At 39.6% G+C, this 22,307-nt stretch carries 20 protein-coding genes; 19 read left to right on the top strand and 1 reads right to left on the bottom strand.

Annotation, left to right across the window (positions count from 1 at the left end; genetic code table 11):
* Positions 1-124 precede the first annotated feature (124 nt).
* The 17 genes from RIC88_RS11790 to RIC88_RS11710 all read left to right on the top strand — a co-directional run bounded on the left by RIC88_RS11790 (position 125) and on the right by RIC88_RS11710 (position 18,478).
* Positions 125-3,385, top strand: coding sequence for a PAS domain S-box protein (locus RIC88_RS11790; protein WP_350217734.1), 3,261 nt, complete (start codon positions 125-127; stop codon positions 3,383-3,385).
* Positions 3,378-3,752, top strand: a complete 375-nt coding sequence (locus tag RIC88_RS11785) for a response regulator (protein ID WP_350217733.1) — start codon at positions 3,378-3,380, stop codon at positions 3,750-3,752. Before RIC88_RS11790 ends, RIC88_RS11785 begins: the two co-directional genes overlap by 8 nt.
* Positions 3,742-4,017, top strand: coding sequence for a hypothetical protein (locus RIC88_RS11780; protein WP_350217732.1), 276 nt, complete (start codon positions 3,742-3,744; stop codon positions 4,015-4,017). The genes RIC88_RS11785 and RIC88_RS11780 overlap by 11 nt, the downstream gene beginning before the upstream one ends.
* Positions 4,014-4,775: an MBL fold metallo-hydrolase gene (locus RIC88_RS11775; protein ID WP_350217731.1), complete on the top strand. Its 762-nt coding sequence runs from the start codon at positions 4,014-4,016 to the stop codon at positions 4,773-4,775. The genes RIC88_RS11780 and RIC88_RS11775 overlap by 4 nt, the downstream gene beginning before the upstream one ends.
* Before the next feature lie 27 nt (positions 4,776-4,802).
* Positions 4,803-5,165: a four helix bundle protein gene (locus RIC88_RS11770; RefSeq protein ID WP_350217730.1), complete on the top strand. Its 363-nt coding sequence runs from the start codon at positions 4,803-4,805 to the stop codon at positions 5,163-5,165.
* Between the two features lie 50 nt (positions 5,166-5,215).
* Complete coding sequence (locus tag RIC88_RS11765; protein ID WP_350217729.1) at positions 5,216-6,751, top strand: NFACT RNA binding domain-containing protein; 1,536 nt, start codon at positions 5,216-5,218, stop codon at positions 6,749-6,751.
* 361 nt (positions 6,752-7,112) lie between these two features.
* Complete coding sequence (locus RIC88_RS11760; protein WP_350217728.1) at positions 7,113-7,589, top strand: hypothetical protein; 477 nt, start codon at positions 7,113-7,115, stop codon at positions 7,587-7,589.
* A 343-nt stretch (positions 7,590-7,932) separates the two neighbouring features.
* Complete coding sequence (locus RIC88_RS11755; protein ID WP_350217727.1) at positions 7,933-8,274, top strand: type II toxin-antitoxin system RelE/ParE family toxin; 342 nt, start codon at positions 7,933-7,935, stop codon at positions 8,272-8,274.
* Complete coding sequence (locus RIC88_RS11750; RefSeq protein ID WP_350217726.1) at positions 8,271-8,582, top strand: helix-turn-helix domain-containing protein; 312 nt, start codon at positions 8,271-8,273, stop codon at positions 8,580-8,582. The genes RIC88_RS11755 and RIC88_RS11750 overlap by 4 nt, the downstream gene beginning before the upstream one ends.
* 285 nt (positions 8,583-8,867) lie before the next feature.
* Positions 8,868-9,290, top strand: coding sequence for a hypothetical protein (locus RIC88_RS11745; protein WP_350217725.1), 423 nt, complete (start codon positions 8,868-8,870; stop codon positions 9,288-9,290).
* A 194-nt stretch (positions 9,291-9,484) separates the two neighbouring features.
* On the top strand, positions 9,485-9,814 hold the full coding sequence (locus RIC88_RS11740) for a PadR family transcriptional regulator (RefSeq protein ID WP_350217724.1): 330 nt from the start codon (positions 9,485-9,487) through the stop codon (positions 9,812-9,814).
* Positions 9,801-12,377, top strand: a complete 2,577-nt coding sequence (locus RIC88_RS11735; protein WP_350217723.1) for an ABC transporter permease — start codon at positions 9,801-9,803, stop codon at positions 12,375-12,377. The genes RIC88_RS11740 and RIC88_RS11735 overlap by 14 nt, the downstream gene beginning before the upstream one ends.
* Positions 12,378-12,425: 48 nt before the next feature.
* A complete protein-coding gene (locus RIC88_RS11730; RefSeq protein WP_350217722.1) occupies positions 12,426-12,665 on the top strand; it encodes a CBU_0592 family membrane protein in 240 nt (79 codons plus the stop codon).
* A complete protein-coding gene (locus tag RIC88_RS11725) occupies positions 12,665-12,856 on the top strand; it encodes a YwbE family protein (protein ID WP_350217721.1) in 192 nt (63 codons plus the stop codon). The genes RIC88_RS11730 and RIC88_RS11725 overlap by 1 nt, the downstream gene beginning before the upstream one ends.
* A gap of 145 nt (positions 12,857-13,001) precedes the next feature.
* Positions 13,002-14,720: an OmpL47-type beta-barrel domain-containing protein gene (locus RIC88_RS11720; protein WP_350217720.1), complete on the top strand. Its 1,719-nt coding sequence runs from the start codon at positions 13,002-13,004 to the stop codon at positions 14,718-14,720.
* A 21-nt stretch (positions 14,721-14,741) separates the two neighbouring features.
* Complete coding sequence (locus tag RIC88_RS11715) at positions 14,742-16,466, top strand: tetratricopeptide repeat-containing sensor histidine kinase (RefSeq protein WP_350217719.1); 1,725 nt, start codon at positions 14,742-14,744, stop codon at positions 16,464-16,466.
* An 80-nt stretch (positions 16,467-16,546) separates the two neighbouring features.
* Complete coding sequence (locus RIC88_RS11710; protein WP_350217718.1) at positions 16,547-18,478, top strand: cation:proton antiporter domain-containing protein; 1,932 nt, start codon at positions 16,547-16,549, stop codon at positions 18,476-18,478.
* Here RIC88_RS11710 and tilS read toward each other — a convergent pair.
* Positions 18,471-19,772: a tRNA lysidine(34) synthetase TilS gene (tilS, locus tag RIC88_RS11705; RefSeq protein WP_350217717.1), complete on the bottom strand. Its 1,302-nt coding sequence runs from the start codon at positions 19,770-19,772 to the stop codon at positions 18,471-18,473. The two genes, RIC88_RS11710 and tilS, sit on opposite strands and share 8 nt — an antisense overlap.
* A 24-nt stretch (positions 19,773-19,796) precedes the next feature.
* Here tilS and RIC88_RS11700 point away from each other — a divergent pair, with 24 nt between their 5' ends.
* On the top strand, positions 19,797-21,431 hold the full coding sequence (locus RIC88_RS11700) for an OstA-like protein (protein WP_350217716.1): 1,635 nt from the start codon (positions 19,797-19,799) through the stop codon (positions 21,429-21,431).
* 59 nt (positions 21,432-21,490) lie between these two features.
* Complete coding sequence (locus RIC88_RS11695; RefSeq protein WP_350217715.1) at positions 21,491-22,306, top strand: outer membrane protein assembly factor BamD; 816 nt, start codon at positions 21,491-21,493, stop codon at positions 22,304-22,306.
* Position 22,307 lies beyond the last annotated feature (1 nt).

Genomic DNA, 22,307 nt, shown 5'->3' with positions numbered 1-22,307 from the left:
GTAAGGGCTAAAATGCCTAATTTTAAATGCTTATGGCATCATTTGTACATAAAGAAATTCAATACTGCAATTTACGTGGCATTGTAGTTTTGTGGTTATTATTTAAAAGGGCATAACCCTCGATATGACAGAGGCGGAAAACGATATTGAACAATTAAAAAAGAAAATTGCCAATCTACAGGGGCAATTGGATAATACGCAGCGAGATTATTATACGCTCGTTGAAAAGACCAATCAGAACCTTAAGGATCTATTTGATAATTCAAATGACCTGATTTTAATATTCAAAAGAACAGGGGACATCCGCTTTGCCAATGAAGCTGTGAAAAAAAAGCTTGGGTATTCCGAGGAAGAAATCACCGACATGAAATTCCTGGAAGCTGTTCATCATGAATACCAGCGGGGAACGCTCCAAAACATTTTAAAAATCACAGCCGGAAGTCGCTTCGAACGCTTTGAAACCGTGCTCATATCCAAGTCCGGAAAAAACATCTATGTGACCGGAAAAATGACCTCTGTTTTCGAAAATGATGAGCCGGTGGAATACAGATGTGTGTTTTATGATATTACGGAGCGAATCAGGGCGGAAAGTGCTCAAAGCTTGTATTATCAAATTGCAAACATCACCATCACTGAGAATGATCTGGAACAGTTGTATAAAAACATCTATCATCAGCTAAACCAGATGCTGAAGGTCCAAAACTTTCACATTTCACTAAAAGAGGGGAAGAAATACAGGAACGTATTCAGGATTAATGAAAAAGAAGAGAAAGAAGACCTCACACATGATGTGGATCACTCCCTGATGGACTATACTGTTCAGCGAGACAGATCATTAATTATCTACAAGGATGGAATAGAAAAAATAAGCCAACAAATTGGGAAGGAATTCAAAGATCCAATTCCTAAGATATGGCTGGGAGTTATTATAAAGACCGGATCGGAAATGGGTGTAATGTCCATATGTAGCTATAATGATCAAAGTGCATTTAACAACAAAGACCTTGAACTACTAGATTACATTGGAGGCCAAATCAGTCTGGCCATGGAGCGTCAGCACAAGGAAGAAAAGATTGAAAATCAAGCTGCTACACTCGGTGCGATCTTCGATAGTAGTACACACGAGATCTGGTCGGTTGACAGAAAGTTTCGCTTCACCTCATTCAATCAGAACTACGAAATTGCTTTTAAAAAATACTATGGGGCCTCTCCAAAAATTGGCACCAGCATCAATGAAGTCTCACAAGATCTCCTTACCGAGGATATTAAAAAATTTTGGATCGCAAAGTATGAACAAGCTTTCACCGGCAAGTTTGTCAATTTTCAAACCAACAATCTGGACAAGTCAGGAAAGATGGTTTGGCGGGAGGTGTTTGTCAACCCCATATTTCTCCCAAACGGAAGAATAGAAGAGCTATCCATAATCGCCAATGATATAACCGAAAAGAAAGAATCTGAAAGTGCCCTTATTGCCAGCGAGGAAAAGTTCCGAACCATTTTCGAGTCGTTTCAGGATATTTATTTTCGATGTGATACTAAAGGGCTGGTCACAATGATCAGCCCATCTGTGCAGGAAGTACTGGGTTATGAACCCAAGAACGTGATCAACACCAATGTCTTGGAATATGCTGACCAGAAAAAGCAGGTAGTTGAAATAGGCGAAAGGATCAATAAGCAAAGTAGGATCAGGAACGTAGAAGGAACACTTAAGACTGTTAATGGGGAAAAACTTCAGTTCTTTTTCAACATCCGGCTAATAAACAAAGAAGATGGTTCGGTGGAAATTGAGGGGGTAGCAAGGGATATTTCCCAACTTAAAAAAACGAATGAAGAGTTGAAGCGGGCAAAAGAAATGGCTGAACGATCGTTGAAAATAAAAGAACGGTTCCTCGCCAATATGAGCCACGAAATAAGGACACCTATGAATGGGATCATAGGTATGATAGACTTGCTTGCAAGCACAAGTCTGGATGGCGAACAGTCTGAATATGTGAAAACGATCAATAAATCATCACAAACCCTTCTAAATATCTTAAATGACATCCTGGATTTATCCAAGATTGAGGCCGGTAAGATGGATCTGCGACAACAGCCAGTCCATTTGGTCAAAACAATAGAAAAAGTCTACGATCTTTTTTCCCAGCAGGCATCTTCAAAAGACAACAACCTCTACTATCATATTGATGACCGGATACCGGTATGGATTCTCGGTGATGAAACCCGGCTGATTCAGGTCCTTTCGAACCTAACCTCCAATGCCATTAAATTCAGCGAGAACAAAGGCAATATCAATATGAGCATTAGGCTACTTAAAAAGCGAGGTAAACAGTTTGTTTTTAAAGTAGCCATTAAAGATTCTGGAATCGGAATCTCTGAGGAAGATCAGAAAAGCCTGTTCCAAAGCTTCCATCAGTTGGACAATAGCAGCTCCAAGAACTTTGGCGGCACTGGACTTGGGTTGGCCATCTCCAGGGAACTGGTAAAATCGATGAAGGGTGAAATTGGCGTGGTATCTACCCCAGGGCTGGGGAGCACATTCTGGTTTACGTTTATGGGGGAAGAAGTTTCTGAAGACCAGATAAAAACAACGCAACCAGACAAGCCATTCACCAAAGAGTTCACCGGGAAAAAACCCAGAATATTGCTGGTTGACGATAATGATGTGAACAGGAAAGTTGCCAGCAGCATCATGCTAAAATCCGGTTGCCTGGTCGAGGAAGCCTTTGACGGTTTCCATGCGATTGAAAAAGTATCAGAAGGTACATTTGACCTGATTTTCATGGACATCCAAATGCCCAAAATGGATGGGATTAAAGCAACAAGGGAGGTGCGAAAGCTTGAATTTGGAGCCAATACGCCCATTATTGCGATGACAGCTTATTCCATGGAAGAAGATCGTGAACGATTCCTCAAAGCAGGGTTGGATGATTATCTAGCCAAACCTATAAAGGCGGAAATGTTGATCGAGAAAATCAAAAAATGGGTAGATTTCAAGCCTATAGAAGTTTCCATTGATGCTATAGTAGAAAAAGCTGAGGATCTTGCCATTAATCAAAATACACTCAATCAGCTGGCAAAGTATGGCGGACAGGGGCTAATTGAAGCAACTTTGATAGATTTTGAAGAAGAAGCAGAAGAATTGGTTTCTAAAACTGAAACTTTTCTGGAGGCTAAAGATTATGAGCAAATGAAGGGTGAATTGCATACCTTGAAAGGAAATGCAGGCACATTAGGTGTCGAAAAACTATCTAAACAAGCCGCTTATATTGAAAAAAGATTAAAAGAAAATAAATTTGAGGGATTAGAACAAGATGTGCAGGTCTTAAAGACCCTGTTCCAGGAATTTAAAGAAAGCAGCCAAAACCTATTAGTCACCGATGAGTAAAAAAATAATTGTAGCTGAAGACAGCAGTGTAATCCAAAACCTGACAAAGAAGATTTTATCACAACTTAACTATGAAATCTCCTCCGTAAAAAACGGACAGCAGGTGATTGATTTATTAAAAAAAGATGATTTCGGAATGGTACTGCTGGATATTCATATGCCTGTAATGGATGGTATGGAATGTGCCAGACAAATTCGAAGCTTGGAAGGAAACAATAAAAACATTCCAATTGTAGCCATTACAGGGAATGCCAACAATTACACCATGGAAGATTTTGAGAAAGTCGGGATCAATGCTTTCATTCCCAAACCTTTGAATTATGATTCGGTGGTGGAGATGGTGAAAAAATATACGAATGACAATTAAGTATACCAATCACTTTTTGAACAAACTGGAAGACATCATGTCTGAGACTGAATATATCCTTCGGTACGAGAAAGGAAATTTTCAATCCGGCTACTGTATTTTAAATGAAAGCAAGGTTGCAGTCGTAAATAAATTTTTCGCGCTGGAAGGAAAGGTCAATAGTTTGATTGAAATCATAAGGTCAATCAAAGTGGATAGCTCTAAACTGAGCGACAATAACAAAAAACTTTATTCGGAAATCACCAATAATCAACTTCAGTTGTGAGGGTCATTTTCTTGGGAACAGGTACCTCACAGGGTATCCCGGTGATCGGTTGCAAATGTAACGTTTGCACCTCGCTTGACTACCGGGACAATCGCCTCCGCTCCTCCATTTATGTTGAATTTGAGGGAATCCATATCGTCGTGGATACCGGGCCTGACTTTCGGCAGCAAATGCTGCGCGAACGAATAGACCAGGTTGATGCAGTCTTATTCACACATGCACATAAAGATCATGTGGCTGGCATGGACGATATCCGTAGCTATAACTTTTTGCAGAAAAAAGATATGCCCATCTACGCTACAGAATTTGTGGTTGGTAGGTTAAACAAAGAATTTGAATACATTTTTGAAGACGATGGCTACCCGGGTGTACCGAAGGTAGAAGTCAATTTTATTGAGAATAAGCCGTTTCAAATTGAGGGAAAAGAAATAATTCCAATTGAAGTAATGCACCATAAACTCCCGGTTCTGGGATTTCGTTTTGGGGACTTTACTTATATCACAGACGCCAATCATATTTCTGAAAAGGAGAAGGAGAAGATCAAAGAATCAAAGGTTTTGGTGTTAAATGCCCTTCAGAAGAAATCGCACATCAGTCATTTCAACCTCGAAGAAGCAGTTGAACTAATGAAAGAATTAAAGCCCGAAAAAGGATACCTCACGCATATTGGGCACTTTATGGGATCTCACCGAGATGTCTCAAAGGAATTGCCGGAGAATGTGGAGATTGCCTGGGATGGACTTCAGCTAGTTATCTAGTTGTTGGCTTCTGGTTATTTTCAATACATGAAAAGTTATCGAGATTTAGATATTTACAAAGAAGCTTATCAGTTGGCAATCCAAATTCACCATATGAGTCTTAAGCTTCCGTCTTATGAACTATATGAGCAAGGCAGCCAAATTAGGAGAGCAAGCAAAAGCATAAAGGACAATATTGTAGAAGGATATGGAAGAAGAAGGTATAAAAATGACTTCATTAAGTTTCTGGTTTATGCTCAAGCATCTTGTGACGAAACTACCTCCCAACTTGACATGATTAGCGATATCCATTTCAAAAGTGAGCCACTTACTGAATTAAAAACTGCCTATGATCAACTAGGAAAGAAAATCAATAAGTTCATTCAATACGTTGAGTCAAGCTGGAAATAACCAAAAAACTAGCAACCAGTCAACCAGCAACCAAAAAACGAGCAACCAGCATGTTCCATAACTACTTCTTCCTAAAACGACTTGCACCCGAGCTTGAAAAAGAGCTAAAAGGATTAGCATTGCTTGAGTGCTTCTCTCAAAATAAGGATGAGTTAATTCTTGGTTTTGGGGATGGTGAAAAGGAGTTTCATATTCGGGCTAATCTGGATCCAAACGTCTCCCTCCTCTCCTTTCCGGATGATTTTGCCCGTGCAGGAAAAAACAGCGTTGATCTTTTTTCAGATCTTTTGGACAAAAAAGTAACCGGTGTTAATGTCTTCCAATTTGAACGCTCATTTCAGATTCAGTTTGACGATGATTCACTGATTTTTAAAATGCATGGCCGAAGAGCCAATATTGTGCACGCCAGAAATAATGAAATTGTCAGTCTCTTTCGCAAAAACCTTCGTCCGGATTTTGAAATTATTCCTTCCGAACTAAACAAACAGATTGTGGTCAGTCAGGAAAATTTCTCACAGCATGGATACGATCCTCTTCAGTTAATTCCGGCACTTGGCAAAGAAGTCAAAATACATTTAGAAGAAACTGATTTTTACAAAATCCCTGATCAGGAAAAATGGGCTCAATTTGAACTTCTGCTAAAGGAGCTTGACAGCAACACAATCTATCTTCATGAAGGACCATTTCTCAGTTTGATCAAAACAAGCAATGAAAAAACAAAGAGTGCAATTGCCGCTGCAAACTGGCTGTATAACAAAACCGTCCGAAGTTTTTATTTTGACAAGGAGAAAACGGACGCAATCAATAAGCTGAAGCAGAAAATCAAAAAGTCTGAGAGCTATATCTCCAAAACACGGAGTAAACTTGATCAGGTTGAAAAATCAAGGAGCCCTGAAGAGGTAGCCAATATTTTGATGGCGAACCTCAACAGTCTTCAAACAGGCCTAATAAAAGCCGTACTGCATGATTTCTACAACGATGAACCCATAGAAATCAAACTCAATCGGGAGCTGAGTCCTCAGAAGAATGCGGAGAACCTATATAGAAAAGCAAAGAACCGACATCAGGAAATAGATGCCTTGAAGGAAAACATAGAAGCGAAGGAAAAACTCATTGACAAGGTAAGCAGGCAAATTCTACACCTTCAGGATTTGGACGATACAAAAGAGCTTAGGAAGTACCTGAAAGATCATAGGCTGACGCAAAAAGAAAAGTCAAAAGAAGAGCACCTACCCTACCATGAATTTGAAGTGGATGGCTGGCAGATATTGCTTGGTAAACATGCAAAAGCCAATGATGAACTGACCCTGAAAGTAGCTAACAAAAACGACCTTTGGCTGCACGCAAAAGATGTAGCAGGATCACACGTGGTAGTAAGGCAAAAACCGGGGCAAAACTTTCCTACCCACATCATAGAGAAAGCAGCAGCCCTGGCTGCTGCAAACTCGAAAAGAAAAACCGACACCCTTTGTCCGGTCATCTACACCCAGAAGAAATTCGTACGGAAAATGAAAGGTGCTCCAGCAGGACAAGTCATTGTGGAAAAAGAAGAAGTGGTGATGGTGGAGCCGAAGACGCTCGGTTGATAACTCTAAATCACCGTTAACGAAACGAATGTCTAAAAAGGGATGTCTTTCAATTTACAAGTATCAGCTATTTCTATTGGCTTGATGGGTTCCAATACATTTCTTAATTGGCGCTTGCTCCAAATCTCTTGTCTACCATTACGCCACAGGCGAAATTGATTTCTTGAATTATGACTAATAAATCGCGCATTTTTGAAATGGAGATGTGAAGTTTCATAGCTCCGTCGAATGATATATCCTTCATTACTTACCAAATAATTTTCAAATCCTTTAATTTTCCACTTGAACGTCATAAACCAATTCAATAATAACGATTTGCACGGGTTTGTGCTCGTTACATTATAGTTAGCAATAATTGGCAGTGAGCATAGAGAACCTGAACAATGTAATTGGAACCTTTCACGACTTTGAACTTGTCAGTGCTGAACAACAAGGAACGGAACTAACTCTTGGGTTCGAGAACTGCTGGAACGAAATGAACGATCCAGAAAAACCGTTCATGAAACTCAACTTCACTTTCGACAACTGCCAACTCATTGAATGTACGTATTATGTGAACACTAACGAGAAAGATCAAAATGGTCATTGGAAATATAATGATCTCACAACTAAGCAGGTCAACGAATTGCCCAACTTGGAACTAAGTGCTCAAAGTTTTGAAATTGTCGATGGTGTACATAACCTTCATTGCAACGGATATGGAGACATTGACGGTGGAATTCTCAAGCTCCGATTCAACTCTCCTGAGTTTAGAATATTTGATGAACATTCAAACCAACTGGAACTTGAAGACTATCGCCAACTGCATGAACGCTGGTGGAACTTCGTTGGCTCGTAAAGCGAAATACTATTGCTAACATACGATATAGCGCATGGCCTTACTTAGCTGTCTGCCAAGTGCCTGCTGAACATCCCGCTTATCTGCCGCCATGAATCTGAAGTGCTTTCTACTTACTTCTACTTGTGGGAGTTTTCTTTATCTGTATGGCGCAGTGTTCGTTTGATACTTTGAATGCACCGGCAGATTCGCTAATTTCATCGCTATTAATAAAGCTCGGAGGCCACAGCGCCATATCTGGGCGTTAAACACCATCTTCTTCAGGTCGTAGAAACATAACAACAAAGTTTACTTTCAACGAAACTTTCTTTAGCTTAGCGAAGTTAACATAAATGTAAACTTGATGATTCAACGATTTCAGGTTGAACTCCTTGAACAGGCTTATGAATTTCTTAGAAAACTTGATGTCAAGCACCGGAAGAAGATTATTCAGAATATGGATCGGGCTAAATTTCATACCGATCCTAAACTGTTTAAGAAGCTTGACGGAGAGATTTGGGAATTCCGGACTTTGTTTTCAGGAAAGCAATATCGCTTGCTTGCCTTCTGGGATAAGACCAAACAAACTGAGACGCTGGTTTTTGCAACTCATGGATTCGTTAAGAAAACAAGCAAGGTTGACAAAAAAGAAATTGATAAAGCTGAACGAATTAGACAGCAATACTTTAAAAATAAGGAGTCATGAAACGATATACACTTGAACAAACAAAAGACGACTTGATTGGGAAGGTCGGAACTCCTGAACGCGAACAGTATGACGTTGAACTCAAATTGGAACTGATTGGAGACATGATCCAACAAGCCAGGAAGCAGCGTAACCTAACACAGCAACAACTCGGTGAACTTATTGGAGTGAAGAAGGCCCAGATTTCAAGACTTGAGAACAACACAGGGAACGTAACTATCGAAACGATTCTCAAAGTATTCAACGCTCTTGAAGCCAAGGTAAACTTCAACGTTAAGATGCTGAATAATAGAATAAACGTGGCGTAAACGGTGTGTAACAATCGCTAAGTCGGCAGATGTCTACTGCCCATCTGCCTACTACTGTAGTACTCGCCCACTTGGTACACCTTCTGCCAGTTTCATTGCTTTCTACTTTTTCCTGCGCTTCTGGCGAATGTCTTTCTTTGGGTGTCGCATTCTGAAAGTTTGTACGGATGGTGCACCTTCGTTACTTTTATCGTTACCTAGCAAGTTTCGGACATCCGCCGCTTAGCATGGCTAAAGATCATGTTTGGAAAGAACTTTATAAAGTATACCTTATTATTAATATTCTTGACGACTCTTCACTCCTGTACAGATGACTATGATGAACCTCTGTACTCTCTTGACGTGAGCGTCTACTATGATTATCCATATCAGAGTACTAACCTATATCCTGCTGATGATGAAGTAATTGTCTATTTATTTTACGATATCAAACACCAAGATATCTCGCCCTACTATGAGGGTAGCGGATACGTATTTAAATATGCAACAGGTGAACGAATTAAATATTCAGAAAAGAAAAATCTTGATCAGAGTTTGGCGCAATTTAAAAGCCTAACTCCCAATGAGCATTTAATCGTTATAGATCTAATGGATTCCAAAATTGAAACTTGGCGTATGATCGCACCTAACCTTAATCATCCAAGCCAAAGAGAAATAAAAATGGTTTTAGACATTTCACCATACGAACCCTGGGAGTTATATCAATAAACAATTCCACAATCCTCCATGGTAAAGTAACTATCAGCATAGACATATAAAACGACTCTGTAACAGGTACTAGCAAGAATGCGCCTGAGTGCTTTCTGTCAGAGAAGGGCCGCTTACCTTTTTTCAATTTCCAACCATAACTTAAACATTTATTAATCATATTCGTATTCATAACTTAAACATTTATTAATCTAATGGAAGTAATTGGATCGCTTGAAGAAATTGTGCTCATGATTTTGCTCAGAAATGAGAAGGTCAATAGTGTAGACATTGCCAAAGAATATGAAGATGCCCTTGCGAAGAACATTTCCATTCCGGCCATTCATGTGGTCTTGAAACGCATGGAAAAGAAAGGATGGGTGCGTTCGGAATTCGGGGCACCTACTGCCGAGCGAGGCGGAAGAAGAAAAAGAATCTACTGGGCCACACCTACTGCTTACAAGTTGGTGAGCGAACTGAACGATGTGAAATCCAAACTTTGGAGCGGAGTAACCAAACCATCCCTTCAATATGTCACCATCTAATCCACCAAAATGGGCCGATTGGCTAATTGAAAAGCTTTGCGCTTCCCATTTAGTGGAAGAACTTCAGGGCGACCTCCATGAAGCGTTTCACTGGCGTGTGGAGAAAAAAGGGTTAAAACGTGCCCGTTGGCTATTTATTTTTGAAGTCATACGATCCCTCCGATTTTCTACGCTCAAACCGACAAACTACTTAAATCAATACCTCATGATGTATCGCAACTATATCAAAACCGGCTGGAGATTTCTGAAAAAACACAAACTCTATTCTACCCTAAACATCCTTGGGCTGGCACTGGGGATTTCCTTTTGCTGGCTGGCATACCTCTATGCCAATGATGAAATGAGTTTTGACAAGCATCTGCCTGACCATGAACGGCTCTATCGAATTGTTTCAGATTTTCAACGTGGGGATGATGTTCACTACATCGGTGGCAGTTCTAATGCCATGTCCATTCAGTTTGAAGAAAAAATACCTGAGATCGAAAGCATTGCCAGGTTCAAGTCAGATTACGGGCTGATAAAGAAGGGTGAAGAAACCTTGGGACAGTCCCTGATGATGGCAGATCTGGAAATGGTAAAGTATTTAAATCTTCAGTTTCTTGAAGGGTCAGCAGCTGCTTTTGATCAACCCAATGACATGATTATTTCCGAGAGCCTGGCCGGTAAACTGGATCTTCGCGGAAAAGCTGTGGGAGCCATCATTTCACTTATCCGAGGTGAGGAGTTTGAAGACTTTATCATCCGTGGTGTCTATGAAGATATACCCGAAAATACCTCCGTCCGAAGAGATATGATCATTTCCTATGCAAACTATCTGGCGAATGCTCCCGAACGTCGACTAACTACCTGGTTTGACATCAACATGAATTCATTGGTCAAGCTAAAAGACCCAAAAGCACTGGCAATTGCTGAAGCTAAAATGAATGAGCTGCACCAGGAGAATGAACCAGATGGAGATGATGCGTCCGTTCGTCTGAAACTTCAGCCGATAACGGAAATACACCTCAGCGAAGAGTATGGGCATTACAATGGAATCTCACGAGGTGGCAACACACAACTAATAAAGCTATTCGCAGGCATTGGGCTTTTTTGCTTGATCATTTCCATGATCAACTATTCAAACTTTAATATTTCGTTATACATCAATCGTGCACGTGAGGTGGCGTTGAGAAAAGTAATAGGTGCAGAAAAAGCAGCCATTTTTAGTCAGCTGATTACTGAATCATTTATATCTTCATTGCTGTCAGGGGTGCTGGCATTTATCCTTATGCTTGCACTACTCCCTTTCTTTTCTGCTTTTGTGCAGAAGGATTACGGAATTACATTCCTGACGAATGTCAATTTTTTGATTGGTGCCATCGGGATTTTAATAGCTGTAGCATTTATTAGTGGGCTATATCCGGCATTCGTTCTCTCGCGATTTTCCATTATCAAAAGCCTCAAAGGAGAACAAAAAATCAGGGCTGGAAAATGGATTACCCAGTCCTTGCTTGCCATCCAGTTCACTATTGCCACTGTACTTGTGGCCGGGATGCTGACCTTAAATCATCAAATTAAATATCTGACCTCCTTCGACACCAAAGTAGACTACAATGATGTAGTGTATATGGATTACATCCAGGGCGAAGAAAGCCAGATTAAACCCTTCGTAACAGAATTAGCCAGTATGCCAGAGGTTGCCAGTGTGGCCACCATCTCCGGGTATAATGGTACGCGAATGAAAGGAGAAACTCAGTTTGATGTTCAACACTTGCGTATTCATAATGACCTTATGGAGTTACTGGATATCAAAATTTTACAAGGCAGAAATTTTGATGAGGAGATTGGATCTGATCAAACACAGGCCATCCTTGTAAATGAATCATTTGTTTCAAACATAGGATTGAAAAACCCGATCGGGGAAATTGTTCCCTTTGAGTACGGAGACCTGAAGAATCCAAAAATCATTGGGGTAGTAGAAGACTACCACTTCGAATCTGCAAAAAGCACCGTAGATCCATTGGTTATTTATCAGGCTCCTGCCTATCCTTTGCAGTCCGTGTATTTCAAATTGAGCGAAGGTACAGTTTTCGATCAAGCCAAATTTGAAGCCGTGTGGGCAAAATATTTTGACCCATTTCCGTTTGAATTCAGCTACCTGGAAGATGTATATCTCAGTGCCTATCAACAGGAACAACGAATGATGAAATTGGTAGCCACAGGATGTTTTGTGTCCATCTTTTTGGCTGCCATGGGTTTGTTGGGGATCGTAGGTTTGCAACTCAATCAAAAACTAAAAGAGATCAGTATTCGCAAAGTATTGGGAGCCAAAGCTGGCAGTCTTTACAGCGTGTTCACAAGGAAATTTATTCTTATCATCGCCATCGGGCTCATCGGAGGGCTAACCATTGGCAATATGATGATCAGGAAATGGCTTGAAAACTATCCATATCATGTGGATTTCGGATTTAGCATTATTAGTGCAACAGTGGTTATTACAATTTCAATTGCATTAATAACCATTATATCTCAGGTTTTAAAAGTAGTAAAGACCAATCCGGTGCAATACCTGAAAGACGAGTAGCGTGCATTTCACAAAAGCTCCCTACTTTCGCTTTCAACTATTTTATCCATGGATACACTCGAACTAATTGGCTGGCTGGGGGCCGGCTGCCTGCTCATCGGATTTGCACTTAATATCTTTCAGAAAATTCATGCAGAATCTAATGCCTACCTCCTACTGAATCTCTTTGGTTCCATCCTCCTTCTTTACAATGCATACATGAATGGAGCCTTTCCATTCGTAGCGGTAAATTTTGTCTGGGTAGTTTTTTCTTCTTTTAAGTTGATCCAAATGAGACTAAAAGCCTGATGGACGGGACAAAAAGAAGTGATATTAAAATTGGTTCTGAAGTAGCTGTAGTTCAGAAACATCATCAACGATCCGGCGAACTGACCGAAGGAATCGTCAAACGAATTTTAACCAAATCATCCAATCACCCTCATGGGATAAAAGTGATGCTGGAAGATGGGATAGTCGGGAGGGTGAAGCAAGTATTCTGATTTACTTGAGTGAAGCCACCAAAGCTTAGCTGTTGTATTTGCTGATTGATCGACGGCATAATGCACTCCGTCTTATAATTAATTCTAAAGGCTATTTCAGGGTATATATTAGTGAAACTAGTTAGTCACTATACCAAAAATAACCATGAGAAAAATTCTTAGTCTGTCAATTATTGCATGCTTTTGTTTCAACCTTACAGCGCAGAATATCCCTGATCATAATAAAAAAATATACAAGAATGAAGAGGGGAAAGTCTATGTAAATAAGGAACTTCCGCTTTACCTAAGTATATCCACAAGCCCGGATGGATCAGGCGGACAAGTGCTTGACGGAAAAGACCCTAAATACAGTAGTCCTATGTATCTGGATTCAGAGGGTTACAATACAATCCGTACCCCGTGGAAAGTAGACCCGGAAACCAAAAAAACCATCTACCCAAAAGAAGAGGTAATCTTCGAACTTTATGCCGATAGCAAACCACCAACCTCAAGTATTTCATTTGATTCGGAAAAGCGTGCCAGCATAGATAACAAAGTCATTTTGAAGGCAGGAGCAATTACTCTGACATCAAAAGATGAAATTTCAGGAACAGAGTCCATTTATTACTCACTGGACAATGCTCCCTTTCAAAAATATGCTTCTCCGATTTCTTTAATGGATGAAAAAAATTATTCATTGAAATACTATGCGGTAGACAATGTTGGGAATGTAGAGGAACAGAAAAGTTTATCCATTCAGGTTGATAATAGCGCACCAACTACGTCTATGGAGGTTGAGGGTGATCTTTCAGAAAACATCGTTTCATCCAGATCAAGCATTTCACTAAATGCAAATGATAAAATTTCTAACGTTTCCAAAACTTTCTATACCATAGATGAAGGAAGAACATTTGAATATGGTTCGCCAATATCTTTAGCCGGATTGGAAGAAGGTGAGCATACTATTACCTATTTCTCAGTGGATATGGTAGATAATAATGAGGAAAAGAAAACTTATAGCTTCTACTTAGATAAGTCTGCTCCTCGGGTTATCGATGAAATCATCGGTAATACATTCATTGCAAACGGCAAAGAATACTATTCCGGTAGAACGAAACTGAAATTGGTAGCCATGGACAATAAAGCTGGTGTTAAAGAAATCCGCTATTCAGTCAATGGTGGAGAGTTTAAACTATATGAAGCTCCGTTTTATCTGACTCAATCTGGAAATCTTAATATTGAAGTGTTGGCAATGGATAATGTGAACAATAGGGTTCGTTCTACTGAATTTTCTGACAAAAACAATCTTTTGAGCTATGTAGATCTATCAGGTCCATCCCTGAATTTCAATCTTTCAGGGCCTTCTTTCACTGTAAAAGACACAGTATATATTTCCAAAGAAACGGCGATTTCTTTAAGAGGAACAGACAATGATTCCGGGTTCAAAGAGATTGACTATCAGATAGATGCTGGCACAGCTGTTACATATAGCGAACCATTTAAAATTGAAGAAGAGGGATTTCATGCTGTAACGTACAATGGCTATGACAACCTATCCAACTCCAGCACTGAGTCTATTATATGCATTGTGGATAATAGTGGGCCTGAAGTGTTTAGTCGATTCAGCATCGATTCGAATAAATCAAAAATGGTGGAGGGTAAAGAAATGAAAGTTTATCCACCGCATGTTGTTTTGTTCCTATCGTCTACTGACCGCTATGCCGGACTAGATAAAATCAGTTATCAGATAAATGATGGTCCCGTACTTCCTTACAAAAGCCTGATCGAAAACTTCAAAAAAGATACACCATACAAAATAACGGTACTGGTTGTGGACAAGCTTGGCAATGAAAATCAGAAAGACATAATGTTCTACATTGATTAATGAATGACTTAAATTTGAAGTATGAACTATAGAAAAGCTGTACTCGTATGTGTAGCTTTCTTACACACCGCCTATTTGTGTTTAGCCCAGGAGTTAAGTGAAGAAACTCAGAGTCAGCTCACTCATTACGAGCAAGCCCTGAAAGTTGCACAGGACGAGGGTAAATACGACAATGCTGCAGGAATCTGTGGGAAAGTTGCCTATATCTATTGGGACAATAGAAAGTACGCTGAAGCCATCTCCTATTTTGAGAAATCCATTGAATACAATGAGAAAGTAAATAATAGAAATGGCGTAAAAAGTGCCTACTACAATCTTGGACTTCTACGCATAGATAATGAGCAATACGAGCAAGCACTCAATGATTTTAATCGTGGAATTGACATTGCTAAAGAGCTGAATCAAAAGAACCATGTGCTTTCAGGGCTTATAAATGCGGCTTCAGTAAGTCAAAGCTTAGGGCAAAACCAGGAAGCAATCAATCTAGCTCTTGAAGCTTTGGATATCGCCAAAGAGATGGAAAACCTTAATTTGACAAAACGATGCTACGGTATACTTTATGAAAGCTATCAGTCTGTTGGTAATTCTGAAAAATCAATTGAGTTTTTTGATTTGTATTCTACAGTAGACAGATTCCTAAGAGATGAGCAGGAAAAGAAGGTCAAAGCAGAATCAGAGCGACAGGTCGCAGTGATAGCCGGTCAAAAAGCACTGACAGATCAGGAGCTTCAAAGTAGTAATCAAAAGCTGCAGGTAGCTAAAGATTCATTACAAAGAGCTAGGGAGATAACTGAGCGTCAGCGCCTTCAACTGAAATTGAACGAAGTAACTCTTAGAGAACAAGAAGCCCAACTGGAAAACGAGCGATTGATTCGAAATGGGCTGATCATCATTACGTCTCTAACTCTTCTTTTCTTAGTTATACTGTATCTCCAATATCGACAGAAACGAAAGAAAAACATTCTTCTAAGTCAACAAAACGATCAAATAACCAGGCAGAAAGAAGAGATTCAAAAGCAAGGGAAAAACCTTTCCATTAAAAATGAAGAACTCTCTGCTGTAAACAAAGAGAAGAATTTAATGATGAGTATGGTGGCTCATGACTTGAAAAAACCCATTAATGACCTGACTTCTTTGTCAGAAATACTTGAGCAATACAAGGACAAATTACCCGAAGACTTCAATCACCTGGTAAGTGTATTGAAAAAATCCTCAAGTGGCTATCGGGAGATGGTACATAAAATTTTGGATGCAGGAGCAATTGAAAGCAGGAAGCTTAACGTAGTTCAGGAAAAGCTTAACGTAAGAGAGGTTTTGGAGGATAACGCACAGTCACAAAGCCTAACTGCGGGTGAAAAAAGTATTTCTTTCGATTTGGGTAATATTCCTGACAACTCCTTTGTCAAGGGAGACCGAATCTATCTTACTCAAGCTATTGAAAATGTGCTTTACAATGCAGTGAAATATTCTCCAAACGGCTCAGTGATCGAGCTTGGTGCTGTCGCTTCAAATGGGGAAAGTCTTGAGATTTTTGTAAAAGATCATGGTCCCGGCATAACCAAAGAAGATCAAAAATACTTGTTTGAAACCTTCAAGCCATTGAAAAACGGCGATATGGAATCTACTGGTCTAGGCTTATGCATTTCAAAGAAATACATTGAAGCAATGAGTGGGGCCATCCGATGTGAAAGCAGTGAGGGTGAAGGCACAACTTTCTTCATGGAATTGCCAAAATGGGAAAGTTAAGACTCACCAGATACATTGCAGCGTTTTAAGTTTAAATCATACCTAATACAATCCTGACGTTTTTGATTATCATTGTCAGGATGAGCGAATTTTTTTCTGAACACATAAATACCTTACTACTGCTACTCGGCTTTTGGATTGTAAGCATTTCAGCAAACCAAATTGCCAAACTTTTTCAGCAAATCAAATTACCCTTAATTACAGGGCTGATTTTTTCTGGAATTCTAGTTGGACCCTATATCATTGGATTGATTCCTACATCAGCTGAAACAGACCTTCGGTTTATCAATGAAATCTCGCTAGCCTACATAGCATTTGCAGCTGGCGCTGAACTTTACCTCATTGAGTTGAGAAGTAAATTAAGAACAATAAAGATTCACTCGATTGTACAGAGTGTGGTGGGGATGATTCTTGGTACCTTCTTTGTTTTCATGATTATTGACCTAATGCCTTTTGCAAATGGCTTAGAGTTGGAGGCTCAGGTTGTTGTCTCAATGCTGATTTCCGTTCTTTTCATAGCACCATCTCCTGCATCTGTCATAGCTGTGATTTCTGAGCTACGAGCCAAAGGACCGTTTACCAAAACAATGCTTGGTGTTACCATGGCAAAAGATTTCTTTGTAGTGGTTCTTTTTGCTATTGTCCTTTCAATTTCAAAATCACTTCTTAGCACCGATAAAATTCAGGTACTGGATTTCGTATTTCTTGCATTGGAAATTATCACTTCGTTCGGTCTGGCTTATGTTGTGGGAAAGCTTCTTCACGCAATAATGAAGTGGGGCGAAAGAAAGTATATTAAAACGGTTTTAATCCTGGTCTTAGGCTTGCTCAATTATACCTTTTCAAATTTTTTTAGAGAATTTTCTTCAAATACATTTGGACATGAAGTCTATTTCGAACCACTTCTTATTTGTCTGATTGCAAGTTTTTACATAGCCAATTACACTAAATACAGGGCAGAGTTTCTTAAAATACTCAATGACATAAGTCTGTACGTATATGTGGCCTTTTTCACTTTGACTGGTGCCTCTATGAACCTGTCGGTGTTGTCAGAGGTATGGGTTTTGGCGTTGCTTCTATTCGTTGTGCGTTTGATTACTGTGATTCTCGGCTCATTCTCAGGAAGTGCCCTCAACAAGGATAAAGCCAAATACTATCAGGTTGGTTGGATGCCGTATGTGGCTCAGGCGGGCGTTGCGTTGGGTTTGGTGACAGTAGTTGCTAATCAGTTTCCAGAATGGGGAGGTGATTTCGCTACACTTTGTATTTCGGTAATCATCATCAATCAACTAGTTGGCCCTCCTTTGATCGCCAAAGCGATTACCATCATGGGGGAAAACAAAAAAAGAGCCGCTACCCCAATTTATGATGGAGTTAAAGATGCGTTGATTTTTGGAAGCAGTAATCAATCTTTAGCCCTCGCAAACCAGTTGGTGAGCAAGGGATGGATTGTTGAGATTGCTACTCAGGAGGCAGACATTTTCTCCCCTGATGAAAACATTCGTATCCTGAACTATAATAAAATTTCGAATGATTTTTTTGAGGAAGTTCAAGCTTCAAAGTATGATGCAATTGTAAGTATGCTCACAGATGAAGAGAGTTTGGAAATTTGCAGGCTTGTTTACGAAGAAGTTGGCACAAGAGATATCATTGTTCAGATTAACAATCCAACAAACCTTGAGGCTTTTAAAAATTACGATGCTCGTATCGTAGATCCTTCGTCTGCTATGATTAGTCTGCTGGATCACTTCGTAAGATCCCCTCAGGCTACTTCACTCATCTTGGGTATGGAAAAAGGTAAAGATTCCAGAGATATTGTACTCCGCAATAATGACCTGCATGGTATCACCCTTCGTGAGCTAAGACTACCTTCAGATGTAATCATTCTTTCAGTTATGAGATCTTCCAATGTAATTATCACTCACGGATATACTCGTTTGCGATTAGGTGATACTCTCACTCTGGTTGGGTCAGATCAAAGTCTGGATGAAGTTCAGCAAAAGTTTAGCTAACAGTCACGCTTAGCACCTGCTTAGTCTGACCTGTGATTTTAAATGGGTTTGCTATGCGGTGACCAACCACCCAGGCGATTTCACCATTGCTTTCAAGAATTAAAATTTCTTTCTTTTTGCTTACTGGAATCTTTTCATCAATTAAGAAAGCACTGACTTTCTTATTTCCTTTCATCCCTATTGGTTGAAACCTGTCTCCTTCTCTCCATGGCCGGATTCTAATAGGAAATTTTAAAGATTTCAAATCAAAAAAACCTTCATATTCAGAATTGAATTGAACATCAGCTTTATCTATTTTAGAAATTTCAAATATTCTTTCTCCTACCTTATACTCCCCTTCTGAATCGATAACCAACTCATCAAAATCTAAATCATCATTCGGATCAAAATAAATGGTTGAGCGGTCCATAGTGATAAGCCAATTCTCAACCGGAAAGCTTTTTCCGGATTTTCCCCGTGCTTCAAATATTTCTTTGGCTGTGACATAATTCACCCCAAATGATGACAGGACTTCCGCTAAAACTAGTTCGTCTGAGCCATTTGAAATCCAATCCAAATCCAACTTCCAGCCATCCTTTTCCTGGTGTAAATATTGATTCACAATTTCCTCCACTTTCAAATTCACAATATCATTTGCATGATTTACTCGTTCACTCGTCAAACTAAAAGTCTGAAACAATGAAGGATTTAACTTCATCAACACAGGCGTGACTTCATGGCGAATTAAGTTTCGGTCGTAATCTGTTTTTTGATTGGAAGAGTCTTCTCGCCACTCAACACCCAGATCCATCGCATAGGTGTGAAGGGCCTCCTTACTAGCAAATAACAATGGACGAACTACTTTATCATTATGCATTGATATTCCTGTTAAACCCCTAATCCCGGTTCCTCTCGATAAATTAATCAGAACAGTTTCCAGAGAATCATTCAGGTGATGTGCAGTGGCAATCTTGTTGAAATTGTATTCTAAAAGCAGCTCACTAAACCATTCATAGCGTGCATTTCTTGCTTTAAGCTGAATAGATCCAGATCCAAGATCAAAGGCTTTTACAAAACAATTAATGTGATGATTATCTGCCCATTTCATCACAAAAGCTTCATCTGCATCCGATTCATCACCTCTTAAGCCAAAATTGCAGTGGGCCAATGAAACCGGAATTCCTTCATCAAGAAAAAGCCTGGCCATAACCATGCTATCGAGCCCACCACTCACCGCTAAGAGTACTTTTTCATCTTTCTCAATCAAATGATTGGAATGAATGTAATCATGGAACTGTTTTTGTAAAGAATGCACAACTCGATCAGTTAATTTTGCCGTATGCGGAAGTTAGTCCAAACCACTTTTGTTTTCATGATCCTATTATCTGCCTTTGGTGCAAACGCCCAAAAAGTAGATCGGATCAAATACAAAGCTGATGATTTATTCGAATTTCGTAAAAACGGTGAAAAAATCAGACGTTTGATCGGCAATGTGGTGTTTGCACAGGAAACTACAACCATGTATTGTGATAGCTCCTATTACTATGTGAAAGACAATGTGATGGAAGCTTTTGGTAAGGTGAGAATCATAGATGATTCAGTTACCATTACCTCAAGAAAGCTTGTTTATAATGGGCAGGATAGAACATCTAAACTTCGCGGAAATGTGGTTTACACAAAAGGTGATCAACGTTTAACAACCGAATTCCTTGATTATAATATGGATACCGAAATTGGAAATTACTACAATGGTGGTAAGCTAAAGGATTCGGTTAATGTGCTAACCAGTGAGACAGGGTATTACTATGGATTGCAGAAATATGCGCTATTCTGGAACAATGTTGTCCTGGAAGCACCGGATTATACCTTGAAATCGGACACTCTTAGGTACAACACAATTCCAAAAATTGCCATTACTGAAGGTAAAACCACAATTATAACCGAGGACGAATCGATCCTGCATGCAAAAGGGGGTACATTCCGTACCAAAATTGAACAATCAGAATTCATCGATGGTACCGTTGAGACAACCGACTACTACATGGAAGGTGATCAGCTTCTTTTTGATGACCTGAAAAAATATTATGATGCCAAAGGAAATGTGAAGCTGACCTCCAAAGAGGATGATGTGGTGATTACCGGAGATAAAGGATACGCAGACAAAGCGAATGGCATAAGTAAGGTTTATGGTAATGCCCTAATGAGAAGGTTCCTTCAAAATGACACCTTGTATTTAGCTGCCGACACCTTGGTTTCTATCGAAAGCGAATATGACTCTGCCAAACGAATTCTGGCGTACAACAATGTTCGGATTTGGAAACGGAATTTACAAGGTTTAGCAGATTCAGCTTCTTATTTTCTGCAGGACTCTCTTCTCTACTTCTATACTGATCCTATATTCTGGAACCTGAATAACCAGCTGGAAGGAGATACAATAGCTATGGAGGTCACGGAAAAAGAGATCAAAACCATGTCTCTTCTACAAAGTGCTTTTTTAGCGACTGAAGATACCCTTCAAAATTATAATCAGATAAAAGGAAGAACAATGAAGGCTCACTTTGTAGAATCTAAGATTGATCGGATATACGTAAACGGCAATGGCGAGAGCATATACTATGTCCTAGACGAAGACGATCCCAACAACATCATCACCCTTGGGATGAATCGTATTTTATGCAGCGATATGACCATTCGCTTCAAAGACGAACAGCTAGACAACATCTCATTTTATATAAAACCCGAAGCGAGGTTTATACCTCCACATGAATTAACCGAGGATGTTCAAAAATTAGGTGGTTTTAAGTGGAGGGGAGCCGAAAGGCCGGAGCTTTCGGATTTGATTTCTGACATGAATTCACTTCTCATCCCTAAAGACGAGCCTGCTAAACTGCCTCCTAATGAGATGATAGATTTGGAAGGAGCAACCGAAAAAAGGAAAGAATTGTTAAAATCCCTTAAGAAGAATGGTGATTGATCATTCACTGTTTCCGTTTAAGGTATAAGTCCTTAGTTTTGCCGACCTATTAAAAAATTATGAGGGAAATCAGAATACTTTTCTTGTTGATCGTTGCGGTTAGCACTGTTGGATGCAGCAAGTTTCGTAAGATTCAAAAAAGTGGTGATTGGAATGTTAAATACGAGGCTGCTATAGCCTACTATGAAAAAAAGGATTATCACCGAGCCATCACTTTATTTGAAGATATTCTTCCAATAATACGAGGTACTGAAGAGGCCGAACTTGGGAACTTCTATCTGGCTTACAGTTACTATCATCAAAAACAGTATATTCTTAGTGCCCATCACTTTGATGAGTTTGTAAAAATCTACGGAAGGTCAGAATATGCAATGGAGGCTGCCTACATGCATGCTTATTCCCTATACCTACAATCCCCGGATTATCAGCTGGATCAAACGGTCACTTATGAAGCAGTAGCTGCAATGCAGAATTTCATCAATAAATACCCTTCTTCAGAATACGCGCCCGAAGCTGACAGGGTCATCGATGACATGCAGGAAAAGCTTGAAAAGAAAGCTTATGAACAATGTAAACTGTACTACAAACTGCGAAAATTACGCGGCTACAAAGCTCCATTAGTGGTTTATGACAATTTTGCTGACGATTTCCCAGACTCAGATTACAATGAAGAAATTGCTTATTTGAGAATAGAAACTGCCTTCGACTATGCTAAGGAAAGTATCTATTCCAAGCAAAAAGAGCGTTTTCAAAACACCATCGATTATTACCTAACTTTTATAGATAAATACCCAAATAGTAAATATATAAAAGATGCCGAGAAATTTTATAGTGAAAGCATCGAAGAAATAACTAAATTTGCGGATTCAAATTAAA

Origin of the sequence: Ekhidna sp. (genome assembly GCF_040220215.1) — a bacterium.
Classification (GTDB): Bacteria; Bacteroidota; Bacteroidia; order Cytophagales; family Cyclobacteriaceae; genus Ekhidna.
This window is presented reverse-complemented; position numbering and strand designations above follow the sequence as displayed.